We start from the raw sequence: 13,630 nt of genomic DNA, 5'->3' as shown, positions 1-13,630 counted from the left end.
TTCAGAATTGAGGAAGGAATGGGCAAAAGGAAAAATAGGAAAACTAGGTACTTCCCGGGAGAAATTTGCTACAAATGGACAAACCTATACTCATGCAGAAGGCGATGTATTTTGGCATTTATATAAGTATAGAAAGAGCAAAAAGATACTAGGTGGGAAAGCCACATTAGTGGTAGACCGTCCATTTTGCGGACCATGTGCAATTCCCCATCCACTTCTTCCCCAAATTTGTACTCCATCCGATTCAAGTACTGCGACGGTATTTCCACTCTTCAATATATCATTTTCTATTAACAAGTTATCCTCTTTTAAAGACGGGATTCCTAATTCTTTTCTTAATTTAGCAACATATTCTAAGCTTAGTTTTCCTTCCGCTTTTCTATATTTTTCTATTGAATTTACCTTCACTATTTTCTGTCCTTTAATAATTGCACCGTTTTTAAGTTTATATCCTTTTCCTTTTAACCCTTCTTTACTTAAATCTGTATATTCTGCTATATGTTTTACATTTTCTCGTCTTTGTTCCAGAGAGAGTGGCTTTGCAGATGAAGAATTTCCACCTGAAGTTACTCCATCTGGAGCATGAAAACAATTAGAAAATGGAATATCAATTAAAGCGTGATATCCCCCCGTTTGCCGAACCGCAACACAATCGCCAACTTTGTTGAAAACATTTTTGACAATCGGGGTTTTGGCCAGTACCGGTTCCAGTGATGCAACGGCTTTATTAATCGCTGGTTGGGCAAAGTGAACCACAGCGACAGAGCCGGCTCCAAATACTCCTGCCAAAATGGGATTTTTCCAATTGATCTTCCGCCCATGTAGGATATCGTCTGCCACACTGGTTCCGGCACCCTCGACGGCTCCGATGGCTCCTCCTTTGCCAAACATTTTCTGGAGAGGTGCCGGCAATTTGGAAACCAGTTTTTGTCCTCCGCGAAGAACAGGACCTAAAACTTTGGAATTCTTGGCACCCATGATCAGTTTTTGCCCGATGCCACTCGCCAATCCCCGGGAAGCTCCTGCCGTGATGCCTCCTCCGATCAATCCCAAGAGGCCGCCAATGGCTGCTTCCAAGAAGGTCATTTTGTTAATTTCCCAACCATTCAGGGCCATACTGATCACAAATGACAAAGCCATACCACTGAGTGCGGCAATCCCTAACGGTGTGGCAAAGATGCACAAGACAATGCCCAAAATCAGGACACCGGCAAACGCTATGTATTCCTTAAATTTGACGATCCAGTCAGTCCCAAACTGCAGACAGTGTATCAATTACGACTTCTGCTATTTTGGAGCAAATTTCAGTAAACCAATCCCAAAAGGCGGCTGCTTTCTCTTTAGTCCATTCCCATGCTCCGGAAATTTTGTCCCCGAACCAATCTCCTGCCTTTGACAATGATTCGGTAACAGAATCGAAAAATCCTTTCTCTTGCTTAACCGGTGTAGGCTGAACGGGTTGTTCCTTCTGAACCGGGGTCTTTTGCTCAAATTGATTAAAATCATCATTGATTTCAGGAACATCAAAACCCCCGTCAGCATGAACAAGGGCATGAACCCAGGAACCTTTTTCCCACCGTGATGATCATAAACAAAAGGAGAAACCGAACAAAATGTTTTCCCATACATTCGACGGGTACGAAAATCCGTAACCCCGTTTCCTCCTTTCTTATTTCTTTAGATATATTGTACAAGAAACAATTATTAATTTTAAAAAATATCCGGCTCCTAGACAATTGAATTTCTAACTAATCTTTAACAAATTGCATTTACATTTTTAATTAAAAAAAATAAACCTGCTCTTTTGCAGGTCAAGCAATGTGCTTCAGTTTTTGTGTATATTGAATTTTCAGGTGTTCGAGTTTTTCAAGATCCATATAATCCCAGAAGGAATTAAAGTTAGGTTGGGCACAAGCTTTACTGAAGTGGAATTCTTGATCCAACGGGCGGGCCAAGAAGGACCCTCTCCTTTCCTCAGCCAAACCGGCCTTGAATATATTCTTCCGTCCGGCGATCCCGGGGCCGGGTAAGCAGTTGCCGGGTGTCATTTGCTTCCAACACTTCTCCGTTTAAGAAAAACACGGTTTGATCCGACACCCGGGCGGCTTGTTGCATATTGTGAGTGACCATCACAACGGTGTAATTTTCCTTTAACTGGACAACCAACTCTTCCAAGCGTTCGGTGGAAACCGGATCCAAGGCGGAAGCCGGTTCATCCATCAAAATGATATCCGGCTCCACCGCCAACACGCGGGCAATCACCAAACGCTGTTGCTGTCCTCCCGACAACCCCATGGCCGACCGGTGAAGCCGGTCCTTCACTTCCTCCCATAAATGGGCTTGCGTCAATGTCCGTTCCACAATCTCATCCAGCTTCTTTTTTTCTTTCACCCCGTGAACACGGGGCCCGTACGCCACATTATCGTAAATGGAAACGGGGAAAGGGTTGGGTTGTTGAAAAACCATCCCCACTTTTTTCCGGAGTTGCACCAAGTCCACTTCCGGTTCATAAATGTTTTTCCCGTCGATCAAAATCCGGCCGGAAGTCTTCACCCCCGGAATCATGTCGTTCATCCGGTTGATGCTCCGGAGCAAGGTGGACTTCCCGCACCCGGAGGGACCGATCAATGCTGTGACTTTGTTTTTCCTGATATTGAATTGAATGTTTTTCAACGCCTGCTTCTCCCCATAAAAGAGATTGAATTGTTTAATGGAGATTTTGTCCGCCATTTGACTCCCCTTCCTTCAACCAAATCGTCCGGTCAAATAATCCCCGGTCTCTTTCTTCCCGGGCCGGGTAAACAGCTCTCGGGTCTCATTCCATTCAATCAAACGCCCCATATAAAAATAAGCCGTATAATCGGAAACCCGGACAGCCTGCTGCATGTTGTGGGTCACCATGACAATGGTGAACTCTTCTTTTAATTCCCGGACCAACTCCTCGATTTTGGCCGTGGATACCGGATCCAGCGCGGAAGTGGGCTCATCCAGCAAAAGGATTTTCGGTTTCATGGCAATGGCTCTGGCAATGCACAACCGTTGTTGCTGTCCGCCGGAAAGCGTCAAGGCAGACTGATGCAAACGATCCTTGACTTCCTCCCACAACCCGACTTTCTTCAAGCTGTCCTCAACGAGTCCGTCCAGCTCTTTTTTCTTGGCTCCGTAAATCCGGGGAGCAAAAGCAATGTTTTCATAAATCGATTTGTGAAACGGGTTGGGGCGTTGAAACACCATCCCGATCCGGCGCCGCAAGGCATTGGCATGGATCCCCGAGTCGTTGATGTCAATGCCCTCCACCAAAATTTTTCCTTCCACACGGGCGCCCGGAATCGTGTCATTCATCCGGTTTAAGCATCGCAAAAAGGTGGACTTCCCGCATCCTGAAGGGCCGATCAATGCCGTGACATGATGTTGATGGAAAGGGAGATTCACATCTTTCACCGCATGATTTTCGCCGTAATAAACGTTCAAACCGACGGTTTCCAACTGAACCACCCGGTTTTTCGTTTCCGGTTGCCGGCCCTGTTTTTTCTTTTCCTTCACAGGCAACCCGACCGTTTGTAACATCCCGCATTCCCCCTTATCGACTGGATGTAAGGCGTGCATGAATCCACCGCCCCAACCAACGGGCAAGCAGATTGAAAATCAAAACAGCGATCACCAGCAAAGCAGAAGCCCCGGCAGCCACTTCCTTGGCATCAGGAATGATCCCTTCGGCATTGACTTTCCAAATATGAACCGCCAGCGTTGATGCCGGACGGAACGGATTGATCGGTGAAGCCGGTGAGGTGACATCCCAATGGGTAAAATCCAGCGGAGGCGAAGTCATTCCCGCGGTAAACAACAAAGCGGCGGCTTCCCCAAACACACGGCCCGAGGCCAAAATGGTCCCGGTGATGATCCCCGGCAATGCAGCAGGAAGCAACACTCTGCAAATCGTTTGCCAATGCGTCACTCCGAGAGCCAGACTGGCTTCCTTCTGCTCCCGGGGAACCGAGGCCAAAGACTGTTCCACAATCCGCACCATCAAAGGCAGGTTAAAGACGGACAAAGCCAGCGCCCCCGCCAGAAGCGAATATCCCCATCCGGTGTATTGGACAAACACCAACAAGCCGAAAAGACCGACCACAATCGAAGGAAGGGAAGACAACACTTCGATACTCAGGCGTATGAAACCGGTCAGTTTGCCGGGTTTGGCATACTCCGCCATGTAAATGCCGCCACCCAGCCCCAACGGGATGGTGATCAACATCGTCAACACCAGAAGATAAAAGGAATTGAACAACTGCGGCCCGACACCTCCGCCACCGGTCAAAACCGAACCCGGCGCTTCGGTGATAAACGCCCAATCCACCACTTTCAAACCGCGCATCAATATAAAACCGATCAGTCCGAGCAACATTCCGACGATCAAAACGGCGATCGCATAAAAGATCGCGGTTGCGATCCGGTCGGTAACTTTTGCGTTCATGTCAATCTTCTCTCCTTCGGGAAATAAAACGGATCAAAAAAATAAAAATCAGGGTCATGAGAAGCAAAATCAGTGCCATCGACCACAGCACATCATGTTCGGTTGTTCCTTGGACGGTATTTCCCATGTTTAAAGTGATCACACTGGTCAGGGTGCTGATGGGGGTGGTGAAGCTGACCGGCAAATTGGGGGCATTTCCGATCACCATTTGGACCGCCAAGGCTTCCCCGAACGCCCGGGCCATTCCCAAAACCACTCCGGTCATCAATCCGGGCATCGCCGAACGAACCACCAGCCGGGAAATGGTTTGCCAGCGGGTGGCCCCCAGTGCATAAGAGCCTTCCCGAACCATTTTGGGGACGGCTTGAATGGCATCTGCCCCGACACTGATGATGGTGGGCAAAATCATCACGGCCAAAACCAGCATTCCGGATAACAAGCCGAATCCCAAACCGCCGGCCACGCTGCGTATCCATGGAACAATGACCGTCAGGCCGATGAATCCGTAAACGACAGACGGAATTCCCACCAACATTTCAGTGACCGGCTGCAAAATTTTCCTCCCCCAACCCGGCGCAATTTCCGTCATAAAGATGGCTGCACCGATCCCGAGCGGGGCACTGATGATCACCGCACCCGCGGCAACCGCCAGCGAACCGGCCACAAAAGTAAGCACTCCGTAAAAAGGGCCGCCTTGCTCCGGTGAAATGGCGGGACCCCATTGCAATGAAAAAAATTCAGACAAGGTGATTTCGTTTCGGAAAAACGGGGCAATTCCTTTGGAAGCAATAAACCAGATGAGCGAAAATAAGGTCACGATTAAAATCCACGCACAAAGAAGCGTGATGATTTTTCCTCGTTTTTCAATTCTCAACATTTTCCGTTCGGGCTGAATCAGTTCTTCTTTCAGCGAACGGTTTGCGGAAGCAACTTGTTCCATCTTCCATCTCCTTCCTGTCCAATGAAAGGGACAGAGTTTGCAAACCCCTGTCCCGTCAGGATGCCGGAAATTTATGATTGGATCGGTGTCACCTTGCCTTCAACGTCCCGCTCCACCTTCATTTCGCTGATGGGGATATACCCCAGTTTTTTCACCAATCCGTTTTGCACTTCATCGGACTGGATATATTGGATGAAAGCTTCTTCCAACTCTTTGTTTTTGCCGTTTTTATGGGTGTACATGTGTTCATACGCCCAGATTTTCCATTGATTGGTGTACACATTTTCATTGGTTGGCTCGACACCATCCACTTTCAATGCCCGCACCGAATCATCCACGTAAGAGAAGGCGAGATATCCGATGGCTCCGGGCGTTTCCGAGACGATTTTGCGAACCGTTCCGGATGATTCTTCCTCAATGCCGCCTTCACCGCGGAATTCCTGATTTTCGTTTAATCCGTATTTGGTGAAGGCCGCCCGTGTCCCGGAGCTGGCCGGACGGTTCACCAGGACAATCGGCTGATCTTTTCCGCCAAGCTCTTTCCAGTTTTTGATTTTGCCTGTGAAAATATCAATCAGTTGTTGCCGGGTCACATCACCGACCCCGATATCCGGATGGACAACCGGTGCAATCCCGACAACGAACACTTTATGATCAACGACTTGATTGGGATCGATTTTTTCTTTTTCTTCAGCGAAGACATCGGAATTTCCGATATCGGCCGTATCATTCATGACCGCACTGAATCCCGCTCCGCTTCCACCGCCCTGAACATTGACTTGCACGCCGGGATTCTTGGCGGTAAAGGCATTGCCCGCTTCATCGACGAGCGGTTGCATGGCGGTGGAACCCACCACGGTCAACGTGCCGGACAACTGTCCGTTGCCCTCGCCTTGGCCGTTGCCTCCACAACCGGTCAAAGTTCCGAGGGCGAAAAGCAAAACACCTGCAAGTAAAAATCCTTTTTTCAGCATGGTAAAAGTCCCCCTACCGTCAGGAATGATTCCGTTTAACACTTTGAACTTTAATCTTTTTCTTTTATATACAAATAAAACAGCTGTTAAGATTCTGTTAATCTCTCACAGCTGTTTTGATTCACACGATTTCGTCCTCCTTCAGGTGCAGGGGAAAAGTCAACCGGAATGTCGTGCCTTGTCCCACCTGGCTTTCCACATCAATCTTCCCTTGGTGCACTTCCACCAAATGTTTCACAATGGCCAATCCCAGCCCGGTGCCTCCCGAATCGCGGGATCTGGCTTTGTCCACCCGGTAAAAGCGTTCAAAAATGCGCGGCAAATCTTCGGCCGGAATGCCGATTCCCGTATCGCGAACCACAAGCGTCCATTCTTTGTCATCGCCGGTGGCCCGGACGGTGATGCACCCGCCTCGTGGAGTGTAGTTCATGGCATTGGAAAGCAGATTCAACAAAATTTGCCTGAACCGGTCCTGATCCACTTCCACCTCAAAAGGTTTCGGAATTTCCATGGAAAAGGAAAGCCCTTTGCTGAAGATCCGGTCTTTGACCGTCTTGCTCACATTTTCAAGCAGGTTTTTAACCGGAACCTGCTCCAATTTCAAAATCATCCTTTTTGATTCGATTTGCGTCAATTCCAGCAAATCGCCAATCAGCCGTTCCAACCGCAAACTCTCTCCATGAATAATCCCAAGAAATTCCCGGCATGTTTCCTGATCGGACATCGCTCCATCCAACAATGTTTCGGCAAATCCCCGGATGGAAGTGATCGGTGTTTTCAATTCATGGGACACATTGGCCACAAAATCTTTGCGCAATTGTTCCAGACGCCGGATGGCGGTCAAATCATGAAAAACCACTACCACGCCGACTCCGTTTTTTTCCACCCACATCGGTGCCAGGTTGGCTTCCAGCATCTTTTCTTCCGGATAGTACAAATGGATTTCTTTACGGATTCGCATGTTTTTTTCGGCACATTCGGTAATGAGCGAGCGAATGTCATAAGGATAAGTTAATTGCTTAAAAGAACGGCCGATCAAATCACTTTCGGGAATCCCGAACATCCGCTCAAACGCCCGGTTGGCCAGACTTACTTTGCCGGTAGCATCAATCATGATCAAGCCGCTTTCCATCGATTCGATGATGCTGTTTAACCGGCGTTCGTTTTTCCGGATCATTTCCATCTGTTTTTGCAAACTGTGGGACATCCGGTTGATCGCTTGCCCCAAATGCGCCATCTCATCCCCGCTTTCATGCCGGACCCGGCGATGAAAATTTTTGCGGGCAATGTCGACCGCCACTTGGGTGATTTCTTCCAACGGACGGGTGACTCCGCTGGCAATGCGGGAACTGAAAAAAGCGGCCAAAGCATAAGCAATCAAAAGTCCCAACACCAGGGAAACCCACACTTGGTGCAGTGACTGATTCACAACTTTGATATCCAAAGACAGCCGGATTGCCCCGACCACTTCTTTTCCTTTTTGAACCGGAACGGCAGCATGCAAATAATCATCCCGGATCGCGGTTCGCACACCCCCGTCTTTCCCGCTTGCCAATGCATTTTTCACTTCGGGAAATTGCGGCCCTGTTTTTGAATCCAATGACGCTTTGCCAAGCGGCCTGCCATGGACGTCAAAGAAATCGACGTGCACTCCCAACGTCCGCTCATACAACTCTTTTTGCTTCTTCAATGCTTGCTGATCCGTCCATTGCACGGTTTCAGCCAGCACTTTGCTTTCTTTTTCCAAGCGGTCGGTTAATGAATCCAAATAGGAAGATCGGAGCAGCAAAGCCACAAAAACCCCGGTTCCCAGCACGGAGCACCCGATCAAAATCAAAAAAGACCATGTGATTTTCGCTCTCAGTGATCTCATTTTTCTTTGGGCCCTTCAAATTTATATCCGATTCCGCGAACGGTTTTGATATAGACGGGGTTGCGCGAATCCGCCTCGATCTTGTCGCGCAAATGGCTGACATGAACATCCACGATCCGGGAATCGCCGACATAATCATAATTCCACACCGCATTGAGCAATTGATCCCTTGACAGCACTTTTCCACGGTGGCAGGCCAGGTATAAGAGCAACTCAAATTCTTTCGGGGTTAAATCAATTTCCTGGTTATCCCTTAACACCACATATCCTTCCGGATCGATTTGCAAATTCCCGATCCGCATCACCGACGGGTTCCCGCGTTCCTGCGCTTCCTTTCTCAACACCTCAATCCGGCGGAAAATGGCTTTGACACGTGCCAAAAGCTCCCGCGGGCTGAATGGTTTGGTCATATAATCGTCGGCACCGAGCTCAAGCCCCAGCACTTTATCCAGTTCATCCGTTTTGGCCGTCAGCATCAAAATGGGAATATGCCTTTTCTCCTGCCTGAGCCTGCGGCAGACTTCCAACCCGTCCATTTTGGGCAACATCAAGTCCAACACCACCAGATCCGGATGAAATTGATCCGCCATCTCCAACGCCATTTCCCCGTCATACGCCACCTCAACCTGATACCCTTCTTTCTTCAGATTGAATTGCACCAACTTCACAATGGACGGTTCATCATCCACCACTAGGATTTTTTTGCTCATTACCGTTCACCCCTTTTATTCTCGTCATGAATTATTCCAAATTATTTCATCTTTTATTTACAAAGCAAATCATAACATAACAAAGTTAAGAAAAAGTAAAAAAAGCACCTTCCCATAAGAAGGTGCTTTCGTCCTTTATCAAAAATTATCCAACAGATTGTCCATCATGGGATTTAAGGGTTGCGGCGGCAATACATCGATTTCTCCTTCCGCAATGGTGCGCTCATCGCCGGTGACCCGAACCTGTAAAGTAATGTTCCGGTCCGCCGGATTCTTGTCCTTCACCGTCAGTGAAAAAGAAATTTCATTTTCCGGGTGAAAGGTTTCAGGAAAAGACAAACGCATCTCTTTCACAACGCTTCCGGGACCCGGCAGCTCTGAAGAAATCAATGCGGATATCCAACTGACAATGAGTCCGGACGGAACGATCACCTGGCGGTATCTTATCTGAGCCGCATAACTTTCTTTCAGGTAAATGGGATTGCAGTCGTCTGCCGCTCCCAGATATGCAAAAATATCACGCAAAATCACCTTTTTCTTGACTTGAATCCCGTCGCCCACTTGTATTTCGTTCCAACCTTTTCCTGTGGTCACTAATTTTCCAAAGTCCAAGCGAACCCCTCCCTATGTATCCGCTTTCATTTTAGCATACTTGAATGAAAATTCATAGAAAAGCAAAAAGACTTCAAAAAAGACCTATCCATGCCGGCGGGCAGCTTGATGATCTTGTTTATGCCTAGTTTTCCCTGCCGCACCGTTTTTTCATGCATCCCACCGCCGTTTTTTGGTAAAGAAAATGCCCGGAGCATCGTCCGACTCCGGGCAAAGGCGCTTGTTATTGCTGTAAAACTTTCATCACGCTTTTCACCGATTCCGCCGATTTGTCCAGGGCTTTCTTTTCCTCTTCCGTCAAATCGAGAACGATCACTTTTTCCAAACCGTTTCCGCCCAAAATGGTCGGCACCCCGAGATACAAATCGTTGTAACCGTACTCGCCTTCCAGATAAGCAACCGCCGGCAAAATGCGTTTTTTGTCTTTCAAAATCGCTTCGGCCATTTGGACCAGCGAAGCGGCCGGCGCATAATACGCGCTTCCGTTCCCCAGCAAGTTGACGATTTCCCCGCCGCCTTTGCGTGTCCGTTCCACAATGGCATCCAGACGGTCTTTGGGAATCAGTTTCTCCAACGGGATGCCGCCTGCATAGGAGTAACGCACCAAAGGCACCATGTCGTCCCCGTGGCCTCCCAAAACAAATCCGCTGACGTCTTCCACCGACACGTTCAATTCCCGGGCAACAAAAGTGCGGAAACGTGCCGTGTCCAACACGCCGGATTGTCCGATCACACGATGTTTCGGGAAACCGGAGGTACGGTAAACCTCATAGGTCATTGCATCCACCGGGTTAGTCAACACAATGATGATGCAATCCGGGGAATATTTGACCACTTGTTCCGTCACGGAACGGACGACTCCGGCGTTGATGTTGACCAGGTCATCCCGGCTCATTCCCGGTTTGCGCGCCACTCCGGCCGTGATGATCACCAAGTCCGAATCTTTGGTGTCTTCATAGTTGCTGGTTCCGATGATGTTGGCGTCAAATCCTTGGACAGGACTGGCTTCCAACATGTCCAACGCTTTTCCCTTCGTGGGGTTTTCCGCTTTTGGGATATCCACAAGTACAACGTCACCCAATTCTTTTTGTGCAAGCATTAATGCTGTTGTACTGCCAGTAAATCCCGCACCGATGACAGAAATTTTTCTGCGTCGTATGGCCATTTGGCATCCTCCTCAAATCTTACAAGTTTTGAATCAGGTGGTCTGCAAACTCAGAACATTTGACTTCCGTTGCTCCATCCATTAAGCGGGCAAAGTCATACGTAACGGTTTTGTTGCTGATGGTTTTGCTCATGGATTGGTAAATGAGATCCGCTGCTTCTTGCCATCCCAGATGTTCCAGCATCAAGACGCCGGACAAGATCACCGAACCCGGGTTGACTTTATCCATTCCGGCATATTTGGGAGCCGTGCCGTGTGTCGCTTCGAAAATGGCGTGCCCGGTTTTGTAGTTGATGTTGGCTCCCGGCGCAATTCCGATTCCGCCAACTTGTGCCGCCAATGCGTCGGAAATGTAATCCCCGTTCAGGTTTAAGGTGGCGATGACATCATATTCGGCAGGACGTGTCAGGATTTGTTGCAAGAAGGCATCTGCAATCACATCTTTTACGATGATTTTTCCTTCCGCTTCGGCTTTGGCTTGCGCTTCGTTGGCCGCTTCCGTTCCTTTCTCTTCTTTGATGCGGTCATACTCGGCCCAAGTGAACACCTGATCTTTGTAGTCACGCTCGGCTACTTCATAACCCCAGTTTTTAAAGGCCCCTTCGGTAAACTTCATGATATTTCCTTTATGTACCAAAGTGACACTTTTCCGTCCATGTTCAATGGCATAATCGATGGCCGCTTTCACCAAGCGCTCGGTTCCTTCCGAAGAAACCGGTTTGACCCCGATTCCGGCCGTTTCCGGGAAGCGGATTTTTTTCACGCCCATTTCTTCTTGTAAAAATTGGATGACTTTTTTCACTTCTTCGCTTCCGGCTTCCCACTCGATTCCGGCATAAATATCCTCGGAATTTTCCCGGAAGATGACCATATCCACATCTTGCGGTTTTTTCACGGGAGAAGGAACGCCTTCAAAATAACGAACCGGACGCAAGCATACATACAAATCCAATTCTTGTCGCAAAGCCACGTTCAATGAACGGATTCCGCCACCCACGGGTGTGGTCAACGGGCCTTTAATGGCAACCAAATATTCACGAATGGCCGTCAACGTGTCTTCCGGCAACCACTCTCCCCATTGGTTGTAAGCTTTTTCGCCGGCATACACTTCATACCAGGCAATTTCTTTTTTTCCTTGATATGCTTTTTCAACCGCGGCATCCAAAACCCGTTTGGCCGCCGCCCAGATATCGGGACCGGTTCCGTCACCTTCAATGAAAGGAATAATCGGATTGTCGGGGACTTGAAGCTTTCCGTTTTGTACTTTAATGGGTTCACCTTTCGTTGGCGCTTCTAACTGTTTAAACAATGCCATCTTTCACACTCCTTTACAATAATCCGAAAAGGGACAGGAGAAAATGGCCCGTCCTGCCCGAACATCCCACTGAACAGGTGCTGGCAAGCATCGATTCAGAGAAAAACCGGCCACCCGTCCGCCTTCACCATTTTATTTTAACAAAATTCAGTGGATCTTGCGAGGTGGGGAGGTCCTGCCCCATCCCGCCATCCGCATTCACGGGATGGGGATGATGCCGGAATGAATAGAAATGCCTTTTACCGTTTTTCAACCGGAACATAACGTTGGTTGGTCAGCCCCACATACTCCGCACGGGGACGGATGAGACGGTTATCCCGATATTGCTCCAAGATGTGAGCGGTCCATCCGGTCACGCGGCTCATGGCAAAAATTGGCGTGAAAAGATCCCGCGGAATGCCCAGATAAGTGTAAACCGAAGCGGAATAGAAATCGACATTGGGCTTGAGTCCCTTCTTCTCCGTCACCAGTTTCTCGATGGAGGTGGACATGTCATACCATTTGCTGTCCCCGTGTTGACTGGACAATTGACGGGACATTTCCCGCAAATGTTTGGCGCGCGGATCCCCGTTTTTGTAGACACGATGACCGAAGCCCATGATTTTTTCTTTGCGGTCCAATTTGTCTTGGATCACCGTTTCGATGCGATCCGGACTTCCGATTTCTTCTAACATGGCCATAACCCGTTCATTGGCACCGCCATGCAACGGTCCTTTTAAGGTTCCGATCGCTGTGGTCACCGCCGAATAGATATCAGAAAGCGTTCCCGTGGTCACCCGGGCGGCAAACGTGGAAGCATTCAGCTCATGGTCGGCGTGGAGCACAAGCGCTTTATCAAACGCTTTCACCGATACGTCAGAAGGTTCTTCGCCCGTTAACATATACAGGAAGTTTGCCGCAAAGCTTAATCCTTTTTTGGGAGTAACCGGTTCCAGTCCTTGGCGGATTCTGGCAAAGGCTGTAATAATGGTCGGGATTTTAGCTGTTAATTTGATCGCTTTTCTTTGATTTGCTTCCAGACTATTATCATCGGCTTCCTCATCATACAGGGCCAATGTGGAAACAGCCGTGCGCAACACTCCCATGGGGTGGACATCTTTCGGATACGCTTTCAATTGTTCATAAATGACATCCGGGATCTCTGCATAATCCTCAAAATTTTTCTTTAACTCGTCCAACTCCGACCGTGTCGGAAGATGGCCTTTCCACAATAAGAAAGCCACTTCTTCAAACGTTGCGTTATCGGCCAGGTCATCAATGTTATATCCACGGTATGTTAAAACCCCATCAATAATCGAACTGATCTCGGAAGAACACGCCACGATACCTTCAAGACCTTTTGCAACCGTCATATGATCGCTCCTTTACTCAAAGATCTATGCCATGTGGGACACTACCTTTATTGAAAACGGTTAAAATTTTTTAATGAATGAACCATCATTCTCTTTACTGATTATAAAACATCTTTTTCAATAAAACATCATTTGTTCGTATTTACACAAATTTTGGACTTTTCTATTATCCTTATTTATTAAATAATAATATTTAGCAGAATCATAATAAATATTAT

At 48.2% G+C, this 13,630-nt stretch carries 12 protein-coding genes; all 12 read right to left on the bottom strand.

The window, feature by feature from the left end:
- Positions 1 to 90: 90 nt before the first annotated feature.
- The 12 genes from H1R82_RS09355 to citZ all read right to left on the bottom strand — a co-directional run bounded on the left by H1R82_RS09355 (position 91) and on the right by citZ (position 13,412).
- Positions 91 to 1,197, bottom strand: a complete 1,107-nt coding sequence (locus tag H1R82_RS09355; RefSeq protein WP_181821648.1) for a hypothetical protein — start codon at positions 1,195 to 1,197, stop codon at positions 91 to 93.
- A gap of 777 nt (positions 1,198 to 1,974) precedes the next feature.
- Positions 1,975 to 2,730 (bottom strand): phosphate ABC transporter ATP-binding protein PstB, encoded by a 756-nt coding sequence (pstB, locus tag H1R82_RS09350; RefSeq protein WP_181732456.1) that lies wholly within the window; start codon positions 2,728 to 2,730, stop codon positions 1,975 to 1,977.
- A 15-nt stretch (positions 2,731 to 2,745) separates the two neighbouring features.
- Positions 2,746 to 3,567, bottom strand: a complete 822-nt coding sequence (pstB, locus tag H1R82_RS09345; protein ID WP_181732457.1) for a phosphate ABC transporter ATP-binding protein PstB — start codon at positions 3,565 to 3,567, stop codon at positions 2,746 to 2,748.
- A 13-nt stretch (positions 3,568 to 3,580) separates the two neighbouring features.
- Complete coding sequence (pstA, locus tag H1R82_RS09340) at positions 3,581 to 4,471, bottom strand: phosphate ABC transporter permease PstA (RefSeq protein WP_181732458.1); 891 nt, start codon at positions 4,469 to 4,471, stop codon at positions 3,581 to 3,583.
- A gap of 1 nt (position 4,472) precedes the next feature.
- Positions 4,473 to 5,411, bottom strand: coding sequence for a phosphate ABC transporter permease subunit PstC (pstC, locus tag H1R82_RS09335; protein ID WP_181732459.1), 939 nt, complete (start codon positions 5,409 to 5,411; stop codon positions 4,473 to 4,475).
- Positions 5,412 to 5,482: 71 nt separating this feature from the next.
- Positions 5,483 to 6,385: a phosphate ABC transporter substrate-binding protein PstS family protein gene (locus H1R82_RS09330; protein ID WP_181732460.1), complete on the bottom strand. Its 903-nt coding sequence runs from the start codon at positions 6,383 to 6,385 to the stop codon at positions 5,483 to 5,485.
- Between the two features lie 121 nt (positions 6,386 to 6,506).
- Complete coding sequence (pnpS, locus tag H1R82_RS09325; RefSeq protein ID WP_181732461.1) at positions 6,507 to 8,258, bottom strand: two-component system histidine kinase PnpS; 1,752 nt, start codon at positions 8,256 to 8,258, stop codon at positions 6,507 to 6,509.
- Positions 8,255 to 8,968: a response regulator transcription factor gene (locus H1R82_RS09320; RefSeq protein ID WP_181732462.1), complete on the bottom strand. Its 714-nt coding sequence runs from the start codon at positions 8,966 to 8,968 to the stop codon at positions 8,255 to 8,257. Before H1R82_RS09320 ends, pnpS begins: the two co-directional genes overlap by 4 nt.
- A 138-nt stretch (positions 8,969 to 9,106) precedes the next feature.
- Positions 9,107 to 9,580, bottom strand: a complete 474-nt coding sequence (locus tag H1R82_RS09315) for an FAS1-like dehydratase domain-containing protein (protein WP_181732463.1) — start codon at positions 9,578 to 9,580, stop codon at positions 9,107 to 9,109.
- 223 nt (positions 9,581 to 9,803) lie between these two features.
- Entirely contained in the window at positions 9,804 to 10,745 is a 942-nt protein-coding gene (mdh, locus tag H1R82_RS09310) for a malate dehydrogenase (protein ID WP_181732464.1), read from the bottom strand.
- A gap of 19 nt (positions 10,746 to 10,764) precedes the next feature.
- The gene (gene icd, locus H1R82_RS09305) at positions 10,765 to 12,060 is read right to left on the bottom strand and encodes an NADP-dependent isocitrate dehydrogenase (protein ID WP_181732465.1); all 1,296 of its coding nucleotides are present in this window, start codon (positions 12,058 to 12,060) and stop codon (positions 10,765 to 10,767) included.
- A 239-nt stretch (positions 12,061 to 12,299) separates the two neighbouring features.
- Complete coding sequence (gene citZ / locus H1R82_RS09300; RefSeq protein WP_181732466.1) at positions 12,300 to 13,412, bottom strand: citrate synthase; 1,113 nt, start codon at positions 13,410 to 13,412, stop codon at positions 12,300 to 12,302.
- Positions 13,413 to 13,630: the final 218 nt, after the last annotated feature.

The organism is Thermoactinomyces intermedius, assembly GCF_013912365.1.
GTDB lineage: Bacteria > Bacillota > Bacilli > Thermoactinomycetales > Thermoactinomycetaceae > Thermoactinomyces > Thermoactinomyces intermedius.
This window is presented reverse-complemented; position numbering and strand designations above follow the sequence as displayed.